This is a genomic window from Thiemannella venezuelensis (genome assembly GCF_014203605.1).
Taxonomy (GTDB): domain Bacteria; phylum Actinomycetota; class Actinomycetes; order Streptosporangiales; family Streptosporangiaceae; genus Planomonospora_A; species Planomonospora_A venezuelensis.
This window is the reverse complement of sequence record NZ_JACHJJ010000003.1, coordinates 411,934-433,270: the sequence shown is the minus strand read 5'-3', so window position 1 is coordinate 433,270 and position 21,337 is coordinate 411,934. Positions and strand designations below refer to the sequence as shown.

The 21,337-nt window shown below is 71.5% G+C and carries 19 protein-coding genes; 15 read left to right on the top strand and 4 right to left on the bottom strand.

The window, feature by feature from the left end:
- Positions 1-11: 11 nt before the first annotated feature.
- A complete protein-coding gene (gene galE / locus FHS22_RS07540) occupies positions 12-971 on the bottom strand; it encodes a UDP-glucose 4-epimerase GalE (RefSeq protein WP_184939583.1) in 960 nt (319 codons plus the stop codon).
- A gap of 122 nt (positions 972-1,093) precedes the next feature.
- On the opposite strand from galE, the gene FHS22_RS07535 reads away from it, so the two are divergent.
- From FHS22_RS07535 to FHS22_RS07525, 3 genes are all read left to right on the top strand, one after another.
- A complete protein-coding gene (locus FHS22_RS07535; protein WP_338047645.1) occupies positions 1,094-2,479 on the top strand; it encodes a hemolysin family protein in 1,386 nt (461 codons plus the stop codon).
- Positions 2,480-2,491: 12 nt separating this feature from the next.
- Positions 2,492-3,496: a tryptophan--tRNA ligase gene (gene trpS / locus FHS22_RS07530; protein WP_184939580.1), complete on the top strand. Its 1,005-nt coding sequence runs from the start codon at positions 2,492-2,494 to the stop codon at positions 3,494-3,496.
- 317 nt (positions 3,497-3,813) lie between these two features.
- The gene (locus FHS22_RS07525; RefSeq protein WP_184939578.1) at positions 3,814-4,779 is read left to right on the top strand and encodes a YihY/virulence factor BrkB family protein; all 966 of its coding nucleotides are present in this window, start codon (positions 3,814-3,816) and stop codon (positions 4,777-4,779) included.
- Between the two features lie 190 nt (positions 4,780-4,969).
- On the opposite strand, the gene FHS22_RS07520 is transcribed toward FHS22_RS07525, so the two are convergent.
- Positions 4,970-6,148, bottom strand: a complete 1,179-nt coding sequence (locus FHS22_RS07520) for a D-alanyl-D-alanine carboxypeptidase family protein (RefSeq protein ID WP_184939577.1) — start codon at positions 6,146-6,148, stop codon at positions 4,970-4,972.
- An 87-nt stretch (positions 6,149-6,235) separates the two neighbouring features.
- Here FHS22_RS07520 and FHS22_RS07515 point away from each other — a divergent pair, with 87 nt between their 5' ends.
- A complete protein-coding gene (locus FHS22_RS07515) occupies positions 6,236-6,481 on the top strand; it encodes an SCO4848 family membrane protein (RefSeq protein ID WP_184939575.1) in 246 nt (81 codons plus the stop codon).
- Here FHS22_RS07515 and FHS22_RS07510 read toward each other — a convergent pair.
- On the bottom strand, positions 6,440-7,813 hold the full coding sequence (locus tag FHS22_RS07510) for a peptide ligase PGM1-related protein (RefSeq protein ID WP_260407731.1): 1,374 nt from the start codon (positions 7,811-7,813) through the stop codon (positions 6,440-6,442). The genes FHS22_RS07515 and FHS22_RS07510 overlap by 42 nt on opposite strands.
- 523 nt (positions 7,814-8,336) lie before the next feature.
- Here FHS22_RS07510 and FHS22_RS07505 point away from each other — a divergent pair.
- The 7 genes from FHS22_RS07505 (at position 8,337) to FHS22_RS07475 (ending at position 16,860) form a co-directional block, all read left to right on the top strand.
- Positions 8,337-9,578 (top strand): amidohydrolase, encoded by a 1,242-nt coding sequence (locus tag FHS22_RS07505; RefSeq protein ID WP_184939573.1) that lies wholly within the window; start codon positions 8,337-8,339, stop codon positions 9,576-9,578.
- Between the two features lie 333 nt (positions 9,579-9,911).
- Positions 9,912-10,991, top strand: coding sequence for a BMP family lipoprotein (locus tag FHS22_RS07500; RefSeq protein ID WP_221473315.1), 1,080 nt, complete (start codon positions 9,912-9,914; stop codon positions 10,989-10,991).
- Positions 10,992-11,066: 75 nt separating this feature from the next.
- Positions 11,067-12,617, top strand: coding sequence for an ABC transporter ATP-binding protein (locus tag FHS22_RS07495; protein ID WP_338047644.1), 1,551 nt, complete (start codon positions 11,067-11,069; stop codon positions 12,615-12,617).
- 79 nt (positions 12,618-12,696) lie between these two features.
- The gene (locus FHS22_RS07490; RefSeq protein ID WP_184939572.1) at positions 12,697-13,848 is read left to right on the top strand and encodes an ABC transporter permease; all 1,152 of its coding nucleotides are present in this window, start codon (positions 12,697-12,699) and stop codon (positions 13,846-13,848) included.
- Positions 13,845-15,119, top strand: a complete 1,275-nt coding sequence (locus tag FHS22_RS07485) for an ABC transporter permease (RefSeq protein WP_184939570.1) — start codon at positions 13,845-13,847, stop codon at positions 15,117-15,119. The genes FHS22_RS07490 and FHS22_RS07485 overlap by 4 nt, the downstream gene beginning before the upstream one ends.
- A gap of 32 nt (positions 15,120-15,151) precedes the next feature.
- Complete coding sequence (locus FHS22_RS07480; protein ID WP_184939676.1) at positions 15,152-15,577, top strand: cytidine deaminase; 426 nt, start codon at positions 15,152-15,154, stop codon at positions 15,575-15,577.
- A gap of 2 nt (positions 15,578-15,579) precedes the next feature.
- On the top strand, positions 15,580-16,860 hold the full coding sequence (locus FHS22_RS07475) for a thymidine phosphorylase (protein WP_184939568.1): 1,281 nt from the start codon (positions 15,580-15,582) through the stop codon (positions 16,858-16,860).
- A gap of 135 nt (positions 16,861-16,995) precedes the next feature.
- Here the strand turns inward: FHS22_RS07475 and FHS22_RS07470 are convergent, their stop codons facing one another.
- Positions 16,996-17,451: a MarR family winged helix-turn-helix transcriptional regulator gene (locus tag FHS22_RS07470; protein ID WP_184939567.1), complete on the bottom strand. Its 456-nt coding sequence runs from the start codon at positions 17,449-17,451 to the stop codon at positions 16,996-16,998.
- Positions 17,452-17,538: 87 nt separating this feature from the next.
- Here FHS22_RS07470 and FHS22_RS07465 point away from each other — a divergent pair, with 87 nt between their 5' ends.
- The 4 genes from FHS22_RS07465 (at position 17,539) to FHS22_RS07450 (ending at position 21,321) form a co-directional block, all read left to right on the top strand.
- A complete protein-coding gene (locus tag FHS22_RS07465) occupies positions 17,539-18,963 on the top strand; it encodes an MFS transporter (protein WP_260407730.1) in 1,425 nt (474 codons plus the stop codon).
- Between the two features lie 183 nt (positions 18,964-19,146).
- The gene (locus FHS22_RS07460) at positions 19,147-19,788 is read left to right on the top strand and encodes an AMIN-like domain-containing (lipo)protein (protein WP_184939564.1); all 642 of its coding nucleotides are present in this window, start codon (positions 19,147-19,149) and stop codon (positions 19,786-19,788) included.
- Positions 19,789-19,823: 35 nt separating this feature from the next.
- The gene (locus FHS22_RS07455) at positions 19,824-20,177 is read left to right on the top strand and encodes a cupin domain-containing protein (protein ID WP_184939562.1); all 354 of its coding nucleotides are present in this window, start codon (positions 19,824-19,826) and stop codon (positions 20,175-20,177) included.
- A gap of 64 nt (positions 20,178-20,241) precedes the next feature.
- A complete protein-coding gene (locus FHS22_RS07450) occupies positions 20,242-21,321 on the top strand; it encodes an adenosine deaminase (RefSeq protein ID WP_184939560.1) in 1,080 nt (359 codons plus the stop codon).
- Positions 21,322-21,337: the final 16 nt, after the last annotated feature.

The window sequence follows — 21,337 nt, the reverse complement described above, 5'->3', positions numbered from 1 at the left end:
GGGACCCGGGTTCAGCGGGGCAGCGCCGCCCAGGCGCCGGCGACGATGTCCCGGACGGCCGGGTGCTCGGGCTTCCAGCCGAGCTCGCGCCGGATCTTCTCGGAGGAGGCGACCAGCACCGCGGGGTCTCCCGCACGGCGCCCGGCGACGGCCGCGGGGATCGCGTGGCCGGTGACCTCGCGGCAGACCGAGAGCACCTCCTGGACGGAGAAACCGGTGCCGCTGCCCAGGTTGTAGATCTTGTGCTCGCCCGGGGCGCAGGCCTCCAGCGCCAGCAGGTGGGCGCGGGCCAGGTCGGACAGGTGGATGTAGTCGCGCACGCAGGTCCCGTCGGGGGTCGGGTAGTCGGTGCCGAACACGCTGACCGACTCGCGCTGCCCGAGCGCCACGGCCAGGACGTTGGGGATCAGGTGGGTCTCCACGGCGTGGCGCTCGCGGTAGACGCGGCCGTCGGCGGCGGTGTAGGCGCCGCCGACGTTGAAGTAGCGCAGGCTCACCGCGGCCAGGCCGTGCAGGCCGGCGAAGGCGGACAGCGCGGTGTCGACCGCGAGCTTGGAGGCGCCGTAGGGGTTGGTCGGACGCGTCGGGTCGGTCTCCAGGATCGGGGAGCGCTCCGGCTCGCCGTACGTGGCGGCGGTGGAGGAGAACACGATCCGGCCGACGCCGGCGGCGCGCATGGCGTCCAGCAGGGCGAGGGTGCCGCCCAGGTTGTGCGCCCAGTAGAGGTCCGGCCGCTGGACCGACTCGCCGACCAGGGACTTCGCCGCGAAGTGCAGCACGCCGTCCATCCCGTCCAGCACGGCGGCGGCCCCGGTGATGGAGCCCTCGACGAAGCGCGCACCCGGCGGGACCGCGTCCGCGTGGCCGGTGGAGAGGTCGTCGAGCACGGTGACCTGGTGGCCCGCCTCGACGAGCTGCGCCGCGACGGCGCTTCCGATGTAGCCGGCGCCTCCGGTGACCAGCAGCTTCACGGAGCCTCCTGTTCGATCCTGTTTAGAGGTGTTTATTTATGTAAGACTACTGCCAGCATATGCTGTCAGACCACATAACAGGTCCAGCCGGAACGGGCGACGGCCGCGACGGAGACATTCACGTGAACAGTGTCCTGGCTAACATCGCTCTGGTCCTGCTCTTCGTGCTGATCGGAGGGTTCTTCGCGGGGGCGGAGATGGCCATGGTCTCCCTCCGGGAGAGCCAGGTCCGCAGACTCAGCGCCCGGGGGCGCAGGGGCGCCCGGGCGGCCAGGCTCGCCCGCGACCCCAACCGCTTCCTGTCGGCCGTGCAGATCGGCGTCACCGTGGCGACCATGCTCTCGGCCGCGTTCGGCGCGGACACCCTCGCCCAGGACCTCGTCCCCGTGGTGGCCGGCTGGGGCCTGCCGGAGCGGGCGGCCGCCCCGATCGCCCTGGTCCTGGTCACCCTGGCGATCTCCTACGTCTCCCTGGTCCTGGGCGAGCTGGCCCCCAAGCGGCTGGCCCGGCAGCGGGCGGAGGGGCTCTCGCTGCTGGTCGCGCCGTTCCTGGACCGGATGGCCGCGCTCTCCCGCCCCGTCATCTGGGCGCTGTCCCGGTCCACCGACGGCGTGGTCAAGCTGCTCGGCGGGAACCCCGAGGCCGACCGGGAGGAGATCTCCACCGAGGAGCTCCGGGACATGGTCGTCGGCCACCAGGAGCTCACGGAGGACGAGCGCAGCCTGATCGCGGAGGTCTTCGCGGCCGGCAAGCGGCAGCTCCGGGAGGTGATGCTGCCCCGCACGGAGGTGGAGTTCATGGCCGCCGACACCCGGCTGGCCGAGGCCGCCGTGCTGGCCGCGGCCATGCCGCACTCCCGCTTCCCGGTCTACCGCGACACCTACGACGACGTCATCGGCTTCGTGCACATCCGCGACCTGCTCGACCCGGTGCTGACCGGGTCGATCGAGCCGATCAGCGAGGTGGTGCCGATCCGGCCGGTCAAGCTCGTGCCCACCAGCAAGCAGGTGCTGACCACGCTCTCGGAGATGCGCGACGAGGGGCACCACCTGGCGATCGTGGTCGACGAGTACGGCGGCACGGCCGGGATCGTCACCCTGGAGGACCTCGTCGAGGAGCTCATCGGCGACATCCGGGACGAGCACGACATCGCCGACGAGCAGGTCGTGCTGCCCGCCGGGGAGGTCGAGCTGGACGGGCTGAGCAACCTCGGGGAGGTGGCCGACGAGACGGGGATCAGGCTGCCCGACGGTCCCTACGAGACCCTCGGCGGGTTCGTGATGGCGGCCCTGGGGCACCTGCCGGTCCTGGGGGAGCGGGTGGAGATCCCCGGATTCGAGATGTCGGTCACGGAGATGGACGGGCGCAGGGTGGCGCGGGTCCGCATCAAGCGCCGCCCGCCGGGCCCGGCGGAGGAGGGGGCGCGGGCCGCCGCGGAGCCGGGCGCGCCCGGTTCCGACGCCGGTACGGCTTCCGCCGAAGACGGACCGACCACTCCCGGCACCTGACAGAATTACGCCATGGCGAGTCCTCGTGTCCTGTCCGGCATCCAGCCCACCGCCGACTCCTTCCACCTGGGCAACTATCTGGGCGCAGTGCGGCAGTACGTCGCGATGCAGGAGGGCTACGACGCCTTCTACTGCGTCGTCGACCTGCACGCCATCACGGTGGAGTACCAGGCCGAGGTCCTGCGCCGGCGCTCCAGGGTCGCCGCGGCCCAGCTCTTCGCCGCCGGCCTGGACCCCGACCGCTCCACGGTCTTCGTCCAGAGCCACGTGCGCGAGCACACCGAGCTGGCCTGGGTCCTGATCTGCCTGACCGGCATGGGCGAGGCCGGCCGGATGACCCAGTTCAAGGACAAGTCCGCGCGCTACGGCGAGGGCTCCACCGGCGTCGGGCTGTTCACCTACCCGATCCTGCAGGCCGCCGACATCCTGCTCTACCAGGCGAACAAGGTGCCGGTCGGGGCCGACCAGAAGCAGCACCTGGAGCTCACCCGCGACCTGGCGCAGCGCTTCAACCACCGCTTCGGCGAGACCTTCACGCTGCCCGAGCCGTACATCGTCAAGGGCGTCGAGAAGATCACCGACCTGCAGGACCCGCTGGCCAAGATGTCGAAGTCGTCCTCCTCGCCCGCGGGCATCCTGGACCTGCTGGAGCAGCCCGGCCCGCTGCGCAAGAAGATCATGCGCGCGGTCACCGACACCGGCTCCGAGATCGTCTTCGACGAGGAGAACAAGCCCGGCATCGCCAACCTGCTGCGCATCCAGTCCGCGCTGACCGGCACGCCGATCCCCGAGCTGGAGGCGCGCTACGCGGGCCAGGGCTACGGCACCTTCAAGAAGGACGTGGCCGAGGCCGTCGAGGAGACGTTCGCGCCGATCCGGGAGCGCACGGAGAAGCTCCTCGCCGACGAGGCGGCCCTGGACAGGATGCTCGCCGCCGGGGCCGTCAAGGCGCGCGCCGTGGCCGCCGAGACCATGGAGAAGGTCCGCGACCGGGCCGGCTTCCTGCCCGTCGCCTGAGGCCTCCTGCGGACCCGGCCGCCGTACGCGGCCGGGGCCTTCCCCGTACGGCCGGCCGCCATCCGCGGCCGGCCGGGGGATCCTCCCGCCGGGTGTCCCCTCCCCGGTGGGACCCGGGCCGCCGCCGGAGGCGGGGCTCTCCTCCGGGACGGCCCGATCCGCTCCCGGCGGCCGGATGACGCCCGTTTGCCGGTGATGGCCCCGGGTACCGGAACCGTCACGTGCGGTGGTGATCGGCGACCTCTCTCCGTCCCGGTCTCTCCGGACGGCGCGTGAGAACTCCGCATTCGTGGGCGGCGGCCGGGGAGGAGACGCGGATGGCGGGGCTGGGAGAGCGGATCCGGGCGTTCCGCGACTGGGGCCGGGGCCGGATCGAGACCGACCGGGTCAGGTGGCACTGGTTCGACCACCTGCTCAGGACCGTCCAGCGCTACCAGCTCCAGTTCGGCGACCGGCTGGCCGGGGCGGTGAGCTACTTCGCGTTCCTGTCCTTCTTCCCGATCATCGTGCTGGCCTTCGCGGTCTTCGGTTTCTTCCTCTCCTCGCAGGCGAACGCCGACGACACCCTGCGCGAGGCCATCAACGACTACCTTCCCGGTCTCGCGGCCAAGCTCCCGATCGACGAGATCGCCAAGGCCAGGACCGCCGCCGGGGTCATCGGCCTGGTCGGCCTGCTCTACTCCGGCCTCGGCGCGATCGACGCCCTGCGCGGCGCCCTGCGGCAGATGTCCATGACCACCGAGCCGCCGCTCAACCTCGTCCTCGGCAAGCTCCGCGACCTGTCCGCGCTGATCCTGGTCGGCGTCACGATGATCGTCTCGGTCGTGGTCGGCGGCTTCGCCACCCAGGCCAGCACGACCGTGGCCGGATGGCTGGGTCTGTCGACGTCGTTCCTCGGCGCCGGCACGATCTGGCTCGCCGGCATGGCGGTCAGCGTGGCCGCCGACACCGTGGTCTTCGTGATCCTGCTGGGCTGGCTGGGCCGCTCCACGCAGCCCTTCCGCGTGGTGGTCCGCGGCGCGCTGCTGGGCGCGGTCGTCTTCACGCTGCTCAAGCAGCTCGCCGCGTTCCTCCTCTCGTTCACCCTGGGCAACCCCATCTACGGGGCGTTCGCGGTGATGGTCGGCCTGCTGGTCTGGATCAACCTCTCCGCCCGGGTGATCATGTACGCCGCCGCCTGGACCGCCACCGCCTCCTTCGGCCCGCCCCCCGAGCCCACCCCCGTCCCCGGCGCCGGGAACGCCCTCGGCGAGTCGCCGCCCGGTGCGCCGGAGGGCGCCTGATCGGGGGCGCCGGTCACGGCACCGGGGTGCCCGGGCCGGCCCCTCCACCAGCGCGATACGCCCGGTCTGCCGGATGCGCTGCGCGTAGAACCTGGCAGACGTCGCATCGTGTGCGGCATCCTCCGGAGACGACCGTCCGCGGCGGTCCGCCGTCCCGGCCGGGGCGGGCGGCGCACCGGCCGGGAGCTCTCTATCGGAAGCGGCGGCGGCGGAGGGCGTGGCCCAGCCAGGCGAAGGCGGCCAGGGCGAGCGCGCCGAACAGGTAGGGGGCCAGGGAGACGGATTCCTCCCGGGTCTGCGCGGCCCGCGCCGCGTCGGCGTCCGCGGCGACGGCGGGGGCCGGGCTCTGGGCCGCGGCGTCGCCGGTCGGCAGCGGGGCCGCCTCGGGGACCGGGTCCACCAGGCGGCCGACCGGGGCGACCTTGCCCCGGGCGGCGAAGCCCCAGTCGAGCAGGTCGGCGACGTCCCCCCAGAAGTAGCCGTCGTGCCGCATGATCGCCACGATGACCGTGTGGTCGCCCCGCCGGGCCGCGCCGACGAAGCTGCCCAGGGCCTTGGAGGTCCAGCCGTTCTTGACGCCGATCATGCCCTTGTAGCGCCAGAGCAGCTTGTTGTGGTTGCCGATCTCGTAGTGGCCCTTGGGGGCCGGGAACTTGTCGGTCTTCAAGCTGATATATCGCCGGAAATCAGGGTTGGCGAGACCGGCGCGCGCGATCAGCGCCAGATCGTAGGCCGAACTGCTCTGGCCGGGCTTGTCCAGGCCGCTCGGCGTCTTGGCCACGGTGTCGAGCGCCTGGAGCCGCCTGGCCTCGGCGTTCATGTCCGCGAGCGTCTTGTGCAGGCCGCCGTTGGCCTCGGCCAGCGCCATCGCCGAGTCGTTGCCCGAGACCAGCAGCAGCGCCTTGAACAGGTCCTCCACGGTGTAGAGCGGCTTGGGCACCAGCCCGACCGCGCTGCCCTCCTGGTTGACGGCGTTCCGGCTCGGCTTGACCTTCGCGGTCTTGTCGAGCTTCGGGATGAGCGTCAGGGCGGTCAGCGCCTTGAGCGTGCTCGCCGGGAGATAGCGTCCGTGCGGGTTCTTGGCGGCGAGCACCTCGCCGGTGCCCGCATCCGCGATCACGTAGGACTTGGCCGCCGTCCTGGGTGGCGCCTTGACTCCGGCGGGGAGGACGAGGCCCCGGCCGCCGAGCCGTAAGCCTCCGACGGGCTCGGCCCCGCCGGGCTCGGCCGCGGCGACCGGGGTCGTGGCGGCGGGCTGGGGCCGTACGGGAGACCCGGTGGGCGTGGGAGGCTCCGCGTAGGCGGGAGCGCAGAGGAAGGTGGTCGCCACGAGCAGGGCCCCGACGGGCGCGATGTGTTTCGTCCCCATAGTGGCCTCAGGCTAGCTTCGTACCGATTCGCATGGATTTGCACCTCCCCTGGCCTGGGGCGGAGCACGCGAGAGGATGCCGACATAATGCAAATATCACGAAAGATCGCCGGATTTCTGCTGGCCCTTGCCGCCTTCATGATCTTCGAGTGGGTTAACCTTGGCTTCAACCTCGCCGACGGCCACGCCACGTCCTTCTACGTCGTCCACGGCATCCTGGTCGCCGTCAACATCGCCCTCGCGATCGTGCTCGCGGTGATCGGCCTGCGCGGCCTGCGCGGTTCGGGCGGTCTACGGGGTCGGGCACAGGGCGCGAAGCGTCCGCCGGTGTAGCTCGGCGGCCTCCTCGGCGGAGTCCCCGATGCTGGTGAAGCCGAGCTTGCCGTACTCCGGGATCGCGCCGAGCAGATGCAGCACGTTCCCGGTGCGGGTCCCGCGGTCGAAGTCCAGGCCCGCCGCGCGGACCGCCCCGACGACCTCGCCCGGAGTGCGGCCCCGCAGGCAGGCGGCGGCGCAGTTGTCGGTGGCGACGTAGTACTTGGACTGCTCCCCGCACCTGAGCGTGCCCGTGCCGGGGTCGTAGACGGCGCCGGTGGTCAGCAGCGCGGCGCCGAACGGGTGGGTGGTGCCGCCGATGCGCAGGTTGATCTCGCACAGCAGCGCCCGGTAGCCGCCGTCGGTCTTGATGGCGAAGAAGTCCATCCCGAACAGGCCCACCACGCCCCGGCCGGCGAGGACCCCGGCGATCCGCCCAGCGCACTCGCCCACCTCCGCGCGGTACTCGGGCCGCGCGGGGAAGGTGCATCCCTGGTACACGTCCCCGTTGGGGCCGCCGAGGATCTGCTCGTGCGTGGCCACCACGTCGTAGGCGCCGCCGGGGGTGATCCTGGCCAGGGCGCTGGGGGAGTACAGCGGCCGCTCCTCGATGAACTCCTCGATCACCGCGCCCCGCTCGGCGATCTTCTCGGCGAAGGTCGTCCAGTCCTCGTCGGCGGCGGAGAAGCTCGTGTGGCAGGCGGTGAGCGGGCGGTCGTCCTTGACCACGACGGCGTTGCCCAGGCCGGAGTAGCTGTTGTTGAGCTTGACCATCAGCCTGCCGTCGCCCAGTGCGCGGGCCGCGTGCTCCACCTCGGTCAGCGAGCGCAGGTCGGCGAAGCCCCGGGCCAGCGGCACCTTGGCCTCCTCCCCGACGAGCCGGCCGCCGCTCTTGGAGCCCAGGTGGGCCAGCGCGGTGGCGGGGCCGTAGACCGGCAGCCCGAGCAGGGCGGAGAGGCGCTCCTCGGCCTCGCTGACGACGAAGGGCACCAGCCAGGCGTCCTCCTCCCCGTCCAGCGCCTCCCTGATCCGGGCGGGCACGCCGGGGGTGCGGAGGATCTTCTCGGTGAGGGGGCGGGGGCGGGGATCACCCAAACTGATCATTCTCAGGCGCCCGCGCGCCTCCCGGGGGTCGTCCAGGAAGCCCAGGTAGTAGTCCACGATCGCCGGATCCACCGGCGCGGAGGTGAGGTAGACGACTCTCACGCCCGGCCGCCTCAGGGTGAGGATGAGGAAGAGCAGCCGCTCCTCGTAGCAGCGTGCCCCGGTTATCCTGCGCAGTTCGTCCTGGGGAAGCGACAACGAGGGGATGACCACCAGGGTTCCCTCGTTCGGTTCGAAGATGCTCAACCTAGAGTGCTTCTCCCCAAATGGGATATTAGTGATCATATGCGGAGTGAACCACGCATTCTTCGCTCTGACATCCATCCCACGGGTTCGATGAGTGGCACCTGAGGTCACGTAAGTTGCCAGTTCAGCGAGGTTTCAACCGCCGCGGAAACGGTCAGTGCGTGATCAGGACCCTCCGGTACGGCTACCGCCCCTGAGCAATTCGGATCATGCGTCCTGGTCCTTCCGGGTCAGGAGGTGCAGAAGAAGGGCGTGGGGCGACGAAACATTTGGCGGAGATGTCGGCGAGCCACTCCGGAAGAGGGATAAAGTCGATGTCATACGTCGGCGCGCCGGCGGCCGCACACCGGCCTGCCGCCTCCACGCCGGCGCGTTGTCGTCCGCACTGCCGTGGCCCGTGACACCCACTCCGGCCCCTCCGTGCGGTGATCGCTTTTCGGGCTGCCTCATGGATCGGGCGATTCTGGGCAGTGGCATATGCGTCGAGGACTCCAACGAACTGGCGCGGATGGGACGGTGGCCGATGCGGGGGCGTAATCTGCGAGGGGAACTCGACGCGTTCCTCGCCGGCGTCGAGGGCGAGCTGATCGGCTTCCGCCGCGACCTGCACATGAATCCCGAGCTCGCGTTCGCCGAGTACCGCACGACCCAGCGCGTCGCCGCGCGCCTGGGCGCGGCCGGTCTCGTCCCCTCGGTGCTTCCGCGCGGCACCGGCCTCATCTGCGAGGTGGGCAGCGGCGACGGGCCGACCGTGGCGCTGCGGGCCGACATCGACGCGCTGCCCGTGCCCGACGAGAAGGACGTGCCCTACAGCTCGACGGTCCCCGGCGTCTGCCACGCCTGCGGTCACGACGTGCACACCACGATCCTGCTCGGCGCCGGGCTCTTCCTCGCCCGCCAGGCGGAGGCCGGACTGCTGCCCGGCCGGGTCCGGCTGCTCTTCCAGCCCGCGGAGGAGCTCCCCGGCGGGGCGCTGGAGGTGATGGCCGCGGGCGGCCTCAGCGGGGTGGACCGCATCTTCGGCCTGCACTGCGACCCCCGGGTGGACGTCGGCAAGGTCGGCCTCAAGACCGGCCCGATCACCTCCGCCTGCGACCGGGTCACCGTCCGGGTCAGCGGCCCCGGCGGGCACACCGCCCGGCCGCACCTCACCGCCGACCTGGTCTTCGCGCTGGCCAAGATCCTTACCGAGCTGCCCGCCGCCCTCTCCCGCCGGGTCGACCCCCGCTCCTCGCTCAGCCTGGTCTGGGGCCGGGTCGAGGCGGGTTCCGCGGCCAACGCCATCCCGGACGACGGCGTCGCGGAGGGCACCGTGCGCTGCCTGGACGAGGAGGCCTGGCACGCCGCTCCCGACATGATCAAGGCGCTGCTGGAGTCGGTCGCCGGAGCCTACGGCGTCGAGGCGCACATGGACTACGTGCGCGGCGTGCCGCCGGTGGTCAACGAGGAGATCAGCGTGCAGATGCTGATCGAGGCGGCGGAAGGCGCGCTCGGCGAGGGCGCCTCCGTGCCGACCCAGCAGAGCCTGGGCGGCGAGGACTTCGGCTGGTACCTCGAGTCCGTCCCCGGCGCCTTCGCCCGGCTCGGCACCCGCACGCCGGGCGAGGCGCACGCCGGCGACATCCACCAGGGCACCTTCGACGTCGACGAGAACTGCATCGGCGCCGGCGTGCGCTTCATGGTGGCGACCGCGCTGACCGCCCTCTGGGAGGGGCAGCGGCCCGCCGCCGGCGAGCCGCCCGTCCTGCTGAATTTGGACAACTAACACCGCAGGGTGGATTTCCCCTTACGCCCTCCCGGTCACGTTAACCAGTAAAAAGTGCATCGCGTAACGAGATAGTCGCCTTCCGTCGGGGCAAGGGTGCGGGCGGTCCGGGAGCGGGCCGGCGGACTCCCTGGTGATCTCTGGCGGCGGCGGTCGATCCTACCGGCTGGTAGCGTCGGCCGCTTCGCGTGTCACAGGGTGGCGTGAGCTGAGTAACGGACCTATTGCGGAGCTGTGTGCCGGTTTGGTCCGTGCTCATCGAACAACTATCTTCCGTGCAGGGTTGCCGTGCGTCTCTTCGCGCGTGCACTGAGAACGCGAAGGGAGTCCATCTTGCTTCAGAACCGATTCGGCAGGCTGGCCGCGACCGCACTGGCGGGCAGCATGCTCATGGGCGCCGCCGCGTGTGGTGGGGGCGAGGAGCCGGCCACGTCCGCCAGCCCGACCGGCGGTGCGACCAGCGCGGCCCCGGCCGGCGGCACCACGAAGGTCGGCCTCGCCTACGACATCGGCGGCCGCGGCGACCAGTCGTTCAACGACGCCGCCGCCGCGGGCCTGGACAAGGCCAAGACCGAGCTCGGCCTGGCCGAGACCAAGGAGCTGGAGGCCGGCAGCGGCGAGACCGAGGCGGCCAAGGAGGAGCGGCTCCGCCTGCTCGCCCAGGGCGGCTTCAATCCGATCATCGCCGTGGGCTTCGCCTACTCCGGCCCGATGAAGAAGGTCGCCACCGAGTTCCCCGAGGTCAAGTTCGCCATCGTCGACGACGAGGCCGCGGCCGGGCCCAACATCTCCAACCTGGTCTTCGCCGAGCACGAGGGCTCCTTCCTGGTCGGCGCCGCCGCGGCGCTGAAGTCGAAGAAGAACCACGTGGGCTTCGTCGGCGGCGTCGAGGTCCCGCTGATCAAGAAGTTCGAGGCGGGCTTCGTCGCGGGCGCCAAGGCCGTCAAGTCCGACATCAAGGTCGACGTCAAGTACCTCACCCAGCCGCCGGACTTCGCGGGCTTCAACGACCCGGCCAAGGGCAAGACGGCGGCCGAGGGCATGTTCGACGCGGGCGCCGACGTGGTCTACCACGCCGCGGGCGGTTCCGGTGGCGGCGTGTTCGAGGCGGCCAAGGCCGCCCAGGGCTGGGGCATCGGCGTCGACTCCGACCAGGCCAAGACGGCCGCCGAGGGCGTGCGGGACGTTATCCTGACCTCCATGATCAAGAAGGTCGACGTCGCGGTCTTCGACTTCCTGAAGAGCGCCTCGACCGGCGCGCCCAAGGCGGGCACGACGGTCTACGACCTCAAGGCCGGCGGTGTCGACTACTCCACCACCGGTGGCCACGTCGACGACATCAAGACCCAGCTCGACGAGTACAAGCAGAAGGTCATCTCGGGCGAGATCTCGGTCCCGAAGGAAGTCTCCTGACCTGATATCCCCGAAGGGCCCGGTGGACGTTTCGCCGGGCCCTTTGATCTACTTTCTCCATCACGTTACGTAATCGTGGCCATCCGCACGGAGGAGGCCGTCATCAGCACCTCGACACCGGCCGTCGAACTCAAGGGGATCACCAAGCGGTTCCCCGGCGTCGTGGCCAACCGCGACATAGCCCTGGCCGTCCAGCAGGGGCACGTGCACGCCATCGTCGGCGAGAACGGCGCGGGCAAGTCCACCCTCATGAAGATCCTGTACGGCATGCAGCGCCCCGACGAGGGAGAGATCCGCGTCAACGGGGCGGCCGTCTCCTTCCGCTCCCCCTCGGACGCCATCACCGCGGGCATCGGCATGGTCCACCAGCACTTCATGCTGGCCGACAACCTGACCGTGCTGGAGAACGTGGTCCTCGGCAGCGAGCCCCGCAAGGGCGGCATCGCCATCGACTTCGGCTCCGCGCGCAAGAGGATCAGGCAGATCTCCGACACCTACGGCCTGGGAGTCGATCCCGACGCCATGGTGGAGGACCTCGGCGTCGGCGCCCGGCAGCGCGTGGAGATCCTCAAGGTCCTCTACCGGGGCGCACGCATCCTGATCCTCGACGAGCCGACCGCGGTGCTCGTGCCGCAGGAGGTCGACGAGCTCTTCGGCAACCTGCGCGAGCTGGTCCGCGAGGGCCTGACGATCATCTTCATCTCGCACAAGCTGGACGAGGTGCTCTCGGTCGCCGACGCCATCACCGTCATCCGGCGCGGCACCACCGTGGCGAGCGTGAACCCCAAGGACGTCACCGCCCGCCAGCTGGCCGAGCTCATGGTCGGCAGCGAGCTGCCCAGCCCGGAGACGCGCGAGTCCACCGTCACCGACGTGGTGGCGCTCTCGGTGCGGAACCTCTCGGTGCACTCGCCGGACGAGCGCTGCATCGTGGACGGCGTCACCTTCGGCATCCGCAAGGGCGAGGTGCTGGGCATCGCGGGCGTCGAGGGCAACGGCCAGGCCGAGCTCGTCGAGGCCATCATGGGCATGCGCCCCGCCGAGGGGGAGATCCGCCTCGGCGAGGAGGACATCTCCGCCTGGTCCACCCTGCGCCGGCGCGAGGCCGGCATCGGCTACATCCCCGAGGACCGGCACCGGCACGGCCTGCTGCTGGAGGCTCCGCTCTGGGAGAACCGCATCCTCGGCCACCAGACCCGCAGGCCCAACGTCAAGGGCCCGTGGATCGACCGCGCCGGGGCGCGCAAGGACACCCAGCGGATCGTCGAGCAGTACGACGTGCGCACCCCCGGCATCGACGTGGACGCCGCCGCCCTGTCCGGCGGCAACCAGCAGAAGCTGATCGTCGGCCGGGAGATGAGCGGCGACCCGGTGTTCCTCATCGCCTCGCACCCCACCCGCGGTGTGGACGTCGGCGCCCAGGCCGCGATCTGGGACCACCTGCGCGCGGCCCGCGCCGCGGGCCTGGCCGTCCTGCTGATCTCCGCTGACCTGGACGAGCTCATCGGCCTGTCGGACACCCTGAAGGTGATCCTGCGCGGCCGCATCGTGGCCGACGTCGACCCGCAGAACGTGACACCCGAGCAGCTCGGCTCGGCCATGACGGGTGCCGGAGAGGCGGCGTGAACACCCATGGAACGGACCTCCGCAGGGTGCACGCCGTACCCGGAGCCGCCGAAATCTCCGGAGTCCCAGGAGCCATCGCATGAAACCCGCTGAGTCGAGCTTCGCCGACCGCCTGCTCGGGCGGGTACGGCCGAGCGGCCTGCTCTCGCTCTCCGCGCCGCTGCTGGCCATCGTGTTCGCCGGAGTGATCACCTCGATCATCCTGCTGGTCAGCGGCGACCCGCCGCTGGAGACGCTGGGCGTCATGGCCGACTACGGCACGCAGCCGCGCTCCATGGTGCTCATACTGAACTCCGCGACGACCTACTACCTGGCCGCGATCGCGGTGGCGATCGGGTTCCGGATGAACCTGTTCAACATCGGCGTCGACGGCCAGTACCGCCTCGCGGCCCTCATCGCCGCGGCGGTGGGCGGCGCGGTCGCCCTGCCCGCCCCGCTGCACATCGCCCTGATCATCTTCGTGGCGATGCTGGTCGGCGCGGGCTGGGCCTCGATCGCCGGTCTGCTCAAGGTCAAGCGCGGCGTCAGCGAGGTCATCTCCACGATCATGCTGAACGCCATCGCCACCGCGCTCGGTGCGTGGCTGCTGCACAAGGACCGGCTGGCCGTCGAGGTCGCGGGCAGCAACAACATCGGCACCAGGCCGATCCCGGAGTCCGGCCAGGTGCCCGGCATGGCGATCATCCCCGGGACCGAGACCAAGGTATTCGGCCTGATCGTCCTGGCGGTCGTCGTGGGCGTCGTCTACCACGTGCTGCTCAACCGGACCCGGTTCGGCTTCGACCTGAGGGCCACCGGGCGCTCGGAGAGCGCCGCGGTGGCGAGCGGCGTGAACGTCAAGAAGATGGTCCTGATCGCGATGGTCCTGTCCGGCGCGGCGGCGGGCCTGATCGGCATGCCGCAGCTGCTCGGCGCGTCCCACTCCTACGGTCTGGACTTCCCCACGGGGCTCGGCTTCACCGGCATCGCGATCGCGCTGCTGGGCCGGAACCACCCGGTCGGCATCGCGTTCGGCGCGCTGCTGTGGGCCTTCCTCGACACCTCGTCGAGCATCCTCCAGATCGAGGAGATCGCCCCCGAGATCGTCCAGATCATGCAGGGCACCATCGTGCTCTCGGTGATCATCGCCTACGAGCTGGTCCACCGCTACCAGATCGCGGCCGGGCAGCGCCGGGTGAGCAAGGAACTGGCGGGCGGGACCCCGCCGCGGGTCGAAGGAGCGTCGGCATGAGCGCAAGCGGCCTGAAGACAGGTCAGCCCCCGGTGAAGCGAGCCGGGGCCGGGACGTTCAAACTCACCTGGCAGCTGCTGCTGATCGGCATCGGCGCGCTGGTCGTCCTGCTCTCGATCACCCGGTTCTTCACCGGCGCCGACGACCTCACCTCGGCGGGCGCGATCAACGCGGCCGTCGCGCTCGCCGTCCCGATCGGGCTGGCGGGCCTGGGCGGTCTCTGGTCGGAGCGGGCCGGCGTGGTCAACATCGGCCTGGAAGGCATGATGATCCTGGGCACCTGGGCCGGAGCCTGGGGCTCGATCCAGTTCGACAACCCCTGGGCGGGCGTGCTGGCCGGGGCGATCGGCGGCCTGGTCGGCGGCCTGCTGCACGCGGTGGCCACCGTGAGCTTCGGCGTCGACCACATCATCTCCGGTGTCGCGATCAACATCCTGGGACTGGGCATCACCCAGTTCCTGTCCAAGGTGACCTTCGCCGAGATGGCCGGCGGCGGGGACACCCAGTCGCCGCCCGTGCCCAAGCCCGGGCTGGTGAGCGTGCCCGGGATCGGCGAGCCGCTGGCGGACCTGGAGGCCAGGCACTGGTTCCTCCTGTCCGACCTGGCCGGGATCCTGCGGGGACTGCTCACCAACGTCTCGCTCTTCACCATCCTGGCGATCGCGCTGGTCCCGCTCACGTTCTACGTGCTCTGGCGGACGGCGTTCGGCCTGCGGCTGCGCTCCTGCGGGGAGCGGCCGGTCGCGGCGGAGTCGCTCGGCGTCAACGTCTACACCTACAAGTACGCGGCGGTCGTCATCTCCGGCGCGCTGGCGGGCCTGGGCGGTGCGTTCCTCTCGCTGGTGGCCGCCAGCGCCTACCGCGAGGGCCAGACCGCCGGGCGCGGCTTCATCGGCCTCGCCGCGATGATCTTCGGCAACTGGCGGCCCGGCGGGCTGGCGGGCGGTGCGATGCTGTTCGGCTACACCGACGCGCTCCAGCTGCGCCGGGGCGGCGAGTCGGTGCACGCGCTCCTGCTGCTGGTGGCCATCCTGATCGCCGCCGTGGCGGTCTACCAGCTCGTCCAGCAGCAGCGCACCCAGGCGGCGGTGATCACCGGCGCCGCGGCGGTCATCGTGTTCGCGATCTTCGCGCTGACCGACAGCGTCCCCGAGCAGTTCACCTCCGTCACCCCGCACATCACCACGCTGCTGGTGCTCTCGCTGGCGGCCCAGCGCCTGCGCATGCCCGCCGCCGACGGGCTGCCGTACCGGAAGGGCCAGGCGAAGTGAGCACAGGGGAAGTGGGCGTGGAAGAGGCGGGCGTGGAAGGAGCGGGCGCGGGGAAGGCGGGCGCCGCCGTCGACTGGGCCGCGCTCAGGGCGGAGGCCGTACGGGCGATGGCCAACGCCTACGCGCCCTACTCGAAGTTCCCGGTGGGCGCCGCCGCGCTGGTGGACGACGGGCGGATCGTGTCCGGCTGCAACGTGGAGAACGCCTCCTACGGCGTCGGGCTCTGCGCGGAGTGCGGGCTGGTCTCCGCGCTCCAGGCGGGCGGGGGCGGCCGGCTGGTCGCCTTCACCTGCGTGGACGGGCACGAGGAGCTGCTCATGCCGTGCGGGCGCTGCCGCCAGCTGCTGTTCGAGTTCGGCGGGAACGAGTTGCTCGTGGAGACCGTGGACGGGCCGAAGCCGATGGCGGAGATCCTGCCGTACGCCTTCGGGCCCGAAGATCTGAGCCGGGGGGCATGATCATGGACGCCATCGACGTCATCGTCACCAAGCGGGACGGCCGCGAGCTGTCCCGGGAGCAGATCGACTGGGTGATCGACGCCTACACCCGGGGGGTGGTCGCCGACGAGCAGATGTCCGCGCTCGCCATGGCGATCCTGCTCAACGGCATGAACCGGCGGGAGATCGCCGAGTGGACCCAGGCGATGATCCGGTCCGGGTCGCGGATGGACTGGTCCGCGCTGCCGGGCCGCACCACCGACAAGCACTCCACCGGCGGCGTCGGCGACAAGATCACTCTTCCGCTGGCCCCGCTGGTCGCCGCGTGCGGCGGCTACGTCCCACAGCTGTCGGGGCGCGGGCTGGGCCACACCGGCGGCACGCTGGACAAGCTGGAGTCCATCCCGGGCTGGCGGGCCCTGCTCTCCAACGAGGAGATGCTCGGCGTGCTGAACACGGCGGGCGCGGTCATCTGCGCGGCGGGCGACGGGCTCGCTCCGGCGGACAAGAAGCTCTACGCGCTGCGCGACGTGACCGGCACCGTCGAGTCGATCCCGCTGATCGCCTCCTCGATCATGTCCAAGAAGATCGCGGAGGGCACCGGAGCGCTGGTGCTGGACGTGAAGGTCGGCTCCGGCGCGTTCATGAAGACCGTGGACCGGGCCCGTGAGCTGGCCACCACCATGGTCGAGCTGGGCACCGACGCCGGGGTGAACACCGTCGCCCTGCTCACCGCGATGGACCGGCCGCTGGGCTGCGCGGTGGGCAACGCGCTGGAGGTCGCCGAGTCCGTCGAGGTGCTCGCCGGCGGCGGCCCCGCGGACGTGGTCGAGCTGACCGTGCGGCTGGCGCGCGAGATGCTCCAGGCCGCGGGCCTGTCCGGGGGCAAGGACCCGGAGGAGGCGCTGAAGGACGGTTCGGCGATGGACGCCTGGCGCCGGATGATCACCGCTCAGGGCGGCGACCCGGACGCCCTGCTGCCGAAGGCCGCCGAGACGATGCAGGTCGCCGCGCCCGCCTCGGGCGTGCTGGCCCGGCTCGACGCGTACGGCGTGGGCCTGGCCGCCTGGCGGCTGGGGGCGGGCCGGGAGCGCAAGGAGGACCCGGTCTCCTTCGGTGCCGGCATCATGCTGCACGCCAGGCCGGGCGACCTGGTCCGCGAGGGCCAGCCGCTGATGACCCTGCACGCCGACGAGACCTCCCGCTTCGAGCGGGCGCTGGCCGCGCTGGAGGGCGCCTACACGGTGGCCGAGTCGGGAGACGGGGACCTGCTCCCGCTGGTCATCGACCGCATCACCGCCTGAGGCGTGTCCCGGCGCGCCGTACCGGCGCCCGGGAACACCGACCGCCCTCCTGCGCCTGACCGGTGCGGGAGGGCGGAGTCCTTTTCGCGGAGTCCTTTCTGCCGAGGGCCGTCCCGGGGCGGGCCGGTCCGCGTCTCAGGGCAGACGGACCGGTTCGGGGACCGCGGGCGCCTCGGGGGCGGGGGACGCCCCGGTGCCGCAGGGCGGCAGGGGCGGCGAGCCGGGGTCGAGCGCGCGGACGATCACCGCGCGGTGGGTGGGCCGGGCCGCGGCGTGGCGGGCGCGGCCCTCGTCGGTGATGACCACGAAGACGCCGCGCCGGTCGGCCTCGCAGATCGCGCGGCGCACCAGTCCGGCCTTCTCCAGGCGGGCGATCACCCGGGAGCACGCGCTCTGGCTCAGGTGCACCGCGTCGGCGATCTCCTGGGAGCGGTACTTCTCCCGGTCGCGCTCGACCATGCGCTCCAGGACCTCGAACTCGCTCACGCCGAGGTCGTGCTTGTCGGAGAGCTCGCGTTCCAGCGCGCAGGAGATCACGGCGTGCCTGGCGAGCACCTCGCGCCACTCGTGGACGGCGGCTTCCTCGCTCATGCGGCGGAGCATACCAGGCGCGAACATTAAATGCATACGAATTAAATTCTCTTGCATTAGATGCGCTTGCATGTATTGTTGGGCCCCATGATCCCTTCCTCCACCGAAGGACGCTGGGACGCGCGCCTCTGGGCCGCCCTGGCGGTCCTGTGCGCCGTCGTCTTCCTCGACGCCCTCGACGTCTCGATGGTGGGCGTCGCCCTCCCCTCCATCCAGGCGGACCTGGGCCTGTCCACCTCCGCCCTGCAGTGGGTGGTCAGCGGCTACGTGCTCGGATACGGCGGCCTGCTGCTGCTCGGGGGCCGGACCGCCGACCTGCTCGGGCGGCGCCGGGTCTTCCTGGTCGCGCTGGCGGTCTTCGCCGTGGCCTCCCTCCTCGGCGGCGTGGTCGACGACGGCACCCTGCTGATCGCCGCCCGTTTCGTCAAGGGCATCAGCGCCGCCTTCACCGCCCCCGCGGCCCTGTCCATCATCACCACGACCTTCGCCGAGGGGCCGGCCCGCAACCGGGCCCTCAGCATCTTCACCGCCTCCGGCGCCAGCGGCTTCTCCCTCGGCCTGGTCATCTCCGGCCTGCTGACCGAGCTCGGCTGGCGCTGGACGTTCCTCATGCCCGTCCCCGTGGCGATCATCGCCCTGGTCGCGGCCCTGAAGTTCGTGCCCGATCACCGCGAGGAGCGGGCCGCGGGCGGCTACGACCTCATCGGCGCCGTGACCATCACCGCCTCGATGCTGCTGCTGGTGTACGCCGTGGTGGAGGCTCCCGAGGTCGGCTGGGGCTCGGCGCAGACCGTCCTGTCCCTGCTCGCCGCCGCCGCCCTGCTGGCCGTCTTCGTGGTGGCCGAGCGGAAGGTCAGGCACCCGCTGGTCCGGCTCGGCATCCTGCGCTCCGGCCCCATCGTCCGGGCCAACCTCGGGCTGGTGATCCTGTTCGGCTCCTACGTCGGCTTCCAGTTCGTCGCCATGCAGTACTTCCAGAACTTCCTGCACTGGTCCGCGCTGGAGACCGCGCTCGCCTTCCTGCCCGCCGGGCTGCTGGTCGCCGTGACCTCCACGAAGATGGGCGGCCTGGCCGACCGCTTCGGCACCGCCCGGCTGATCGTGATCGGCTCGGCCGCCCTGGCCGCCGGGTACGCGTTCTTCCTCCGCCTCGACGCCGACCCGAGCCTGGCCGCACTGGTCATCCCGGGCATGGTCCTGCTGGGCATCGCCTTCGCCCTGTCCTTCCCCTCGCTCAACATCCAGGCCACCAACGGCGTCGCCGACGACGAGCAGGGCCTGGCCTCCGGCCTGCTCAACACCTCCGGCCAGGTCGGCGGCGCGGTCGTGCTGGCGATCGTGACGGCGGTGCTGACCTCCAGCACCGGCGCCGACCCGCTCGCCGGCTTCCGCGCCGCGATCGCGGTCTCCGCCGCCCTGGGCCTGCTCGGCCTCGGCATCGCCCTCACCGGGCTGCGCGGAGCCCGTACGGCCGCCGCGGTGGAGGAGGAGAAGGTCCTGGAGGCCGTCTGAGAGCACTCGCCGCCTCCCGCGGACGTCCGGGGCCGGGGGAGGCGGCGGGCACGCCGCCGTGGGGAGCCGGGGCCCCCGCGGCGGCGGTTCCATTCCGGGCGGCGGGGATGTCCACCTCCGGACAGGGGGCATGCGGCTGAACCTTTCCGGGGTATTGGACGTCCTACCAGGTAGGAGGCTTCAATGAACCGTTCCCGCGTCGCACTCGTGCTCGTCCCCCTCACCCTGCTGGCCGGGTGCGGCGGGCGGACCACCGGTGCCACCGCCTCTCCCGCCCCGCCCGCCACGGCCACCGCCTCTCCCGCCGGGACGGAGAGTCCGGCCCCGGACGGCTCCTCCTCCCCGCCGGCGTCGCCGCAGCCGCCGCCGACGCCCGGGCCGGGCGAGCTGAAGCCGCCGACGGGCACCGAGCGGGTCGAGGTCGAGCGGAGCCCCGCCGCCCCGCCGATCGTCACCGGGGCGCGCTTCGCCGAGCACGAGGGGTTCGACCGGGTGGTGGTCGACTTCGAGGGCGAGCTGCCCGGCTACCGGGTGGAGTGGGTGCCCGAGCTCGTCCAGGACGGGTCGGGCGAGCCGATCGACGTCAAGGGCGGCGCCTACCTCCAGGTGACGATCACCCCGGCCAACGCGCACACCGAGGCGGGCGCGCCGACCTGGACCGGCGGACCGGTCTTCCAGGCGGGGCTGGGCAACGTGCAGAACGTCGTCAAGACCGGTGACTTCGAGGCCGTGGTGGGCGTGGGCATCGTCCTGGACCACAAGGCCGGGTTCCGGGTGCTGGCGCAGAAGCAGCCGAACCGCCTGGTCATCGACGTGGCCCACTGAGAGGGGTGGACCGGGGCCGGTGACAGAATGGTCTGATGGTACGGAAAATCGAGAACGCGACACGGATCCCGGTCCCGGGCGGCAAGATCATCGACGAGTACGTCGGCCGGGTCAACAGCGGTGACGACCGGATCTCGATCGCCCACATGACGGCCCCGGCGGGCTGGGACGAGCCCGCCCAGGCGCCGGAGTTCGCCGAGTACACCCTGGTGCTCAGGGGCACCGTCCTCGTCGAGCACGACGGCGGGGTGACCGAGGTCCACGCCGGGCAGGCCTTCGCGTGCGAGCCGGGGGAGAGGGTCCGCTACAGCTGCGGCACCGAGGGCGCGGAGTACGTCGCCGTCTGCCTGCCCGCCTTCTCCCCCGAGACGGCCAACCGCGACGAATAGCCCGCGGGGCTTTCGGCGGATCTTGTAAAACCGCTGACCGGACCCCTGACACTAGGATGGCGAGATGAGCCAGCTACCCACTCTCGAAGAGATCCGCCAGGCTCCGAAAGTCTTGCTCCACGACCACCTCGACGGTGGTCTGCGGCCCGAGACCATCGTCGACCTGGCCCGCGAGACCGGCTACGACCGGCTGCCCACGACCGACCCGGACGCGCTGCGGACCTGGTTCCGCGAGGCGTCCGACTCCGGCTCGCTGGAGCGCTACCTGGAGACGTTCGACCACACGGTCGGGGTCATGCAGACGCGGGAGTCGCTGGTCCGGGTCGCCGCCGAGTGCGCGGAGGACCTCGCGAACGACGGCGTGGTCTACGCCGAGGTGCGTTACGCGCCCGAGCAGCACACCTCCGCCGGGCTGAGCCTGGAGGAGGTCATCGAGGCCGTCCTGGAGGGCTTCAGGACCGGCTCGGAGGGCCGGGGCATCCGAGTGGGCACGCTGCTCACCGCCATGCGCCACCAGGCCAGGTCCATGGAGATCGCCGAGCTCGCGGTCCGCTACCGCGACGTCGGTGTGGCCGGGTTCGACATCGCCGGGGCCGAGGCGGGCTACCCGCCCACCCGCCACCTCGACGCGTTCGAGTACCTCCAGCGGGAGAACGCGCACTTCACCATCCACGCCGGCGAGGCCTTCGGCCTGCCCTCGATCTGGCAGGCGATCCAGTGGTGCGGCGCCGACCGGCTGGGCCACGGCGTGCGGATCATCGACGACATCGCGGTGTCCGGCGACGGCGACGCCAAGCTCGGCCGCCTGGCCGCCTACGTCCGCGACAAGCGCATCCCGCTGGAGATGTGCCCGACGTCGAACCTGCAGACCGGGGCCGCGTCCTCCATCGCCGAGCACCCGATCGGCCTGCTCCGCCGGCTCAACTTCCGGGTGACGGTCAACACCGACAACCGGCTGATGAGCGGGACCACCGTCTCCGAGGAGTTCGCCAAGCTCTCGGAGGCGTTCGGATACGACTGGGACGACATGCAGTGGTTCACGGTCAACGCGATGAAGTCGGCGTTCCTGCCGTTCGACGACCGGCTTGCGCTCATCAACGGGGTCATCAAGCCCGGGTTCGCGCGGCTCAAGTGGCAGGCGTGAGGCAGCGGGCCACGGG

Coding starts and splice junctions, on each gene's coding strand:
- FHS22_RS07520 (WP_184939577.1), bottom strand. CDS start 6,148: ATGGGGACGAAACACATCGCGCCCGTCGGGGCCCTGCTCGTGGCGACC.
- FHS22_RS07460 (WP_184939564.1), top strand. CDS start 19,147: ATGAACCGTTCCCGCGTCGCACTCGTGCTCGTCCCCCTCACCCTGCTG.
- FHS22_RS07505 (WP_184939573.1), top strand. CDS start 8,337: ATGCGGGGGCGTAATCTGCGAGGGGAACTCGACGCGTTCCTCGCCGGC.
- FHS22_RS07475 (WP_184939568.1), top strand. CDS start 15,580: ATGGACGCCATCGACGTCATCGTCACCAAGCGGGACGGCCGCGAGCTG.
- FHS22_RS07525 (WP_184939578.1), top strand. CDS start 3,814: ATGGCGGGGCTGGGAGAGCGGATCCGGGCGTTCCGCGACTGGGGCCGG.
- FHS22_RS07515 (WP_184939575.1), top strand. CDS start 6,236: ATGCAAATATCACGAAAGATCGCCGGATTTCTGCTGGCCCTTGCCGCC.
- FHS22_RS07485 (WP_184939570.1), top strand. CDS start 13,845: ATGAGCGCAAGCGGCCTGAAGACAGGTCAGCCCCCGGTGAAGCGAGCC.
- FHS22_RS07455 (WP_184939562.1), top strand. CDS start 19,824: ATGGTACGGAAAATCGAGAACGCGACACGGATCCCGGTCCCGGGCGGC.
- FHS22_RS07490 (WP_184939572.1), top strand. CDS start 12,697: ATGAAACCCGCTGAGTCGAGCTTCGCCGACCGCCTGCTCGGGCGGGTA.
- trpS (WP_184939580.1), top strand. CDS start 2,492: ATGGCGAGTCCTCGTGTCCTGTCCGGCATCCAGCCCACCGCCGACTCC.
- FHS22_RS07465 (WP_260407730.1), top strand. CDS start 17,539: ATGATCCCTTCCTCCACCGAAGGACGCTGGGACGCGCGCCTCTGGGCC.
- FHS22_RS07450 (WP_184939560.1), top strand. CDS start 20,242: ATGAGCCAGCTACCCACTCTCGAAGAGATCCGCCAGGCTCCGAAAGTC.
- FHS22_RS07470 (WP_184939567.1), bottom strand. CDS start 17,451: ATGAGCGAGGAAGCCGCCGTCCACGAGTGGCGCGAGGTGCTCGCCAGG.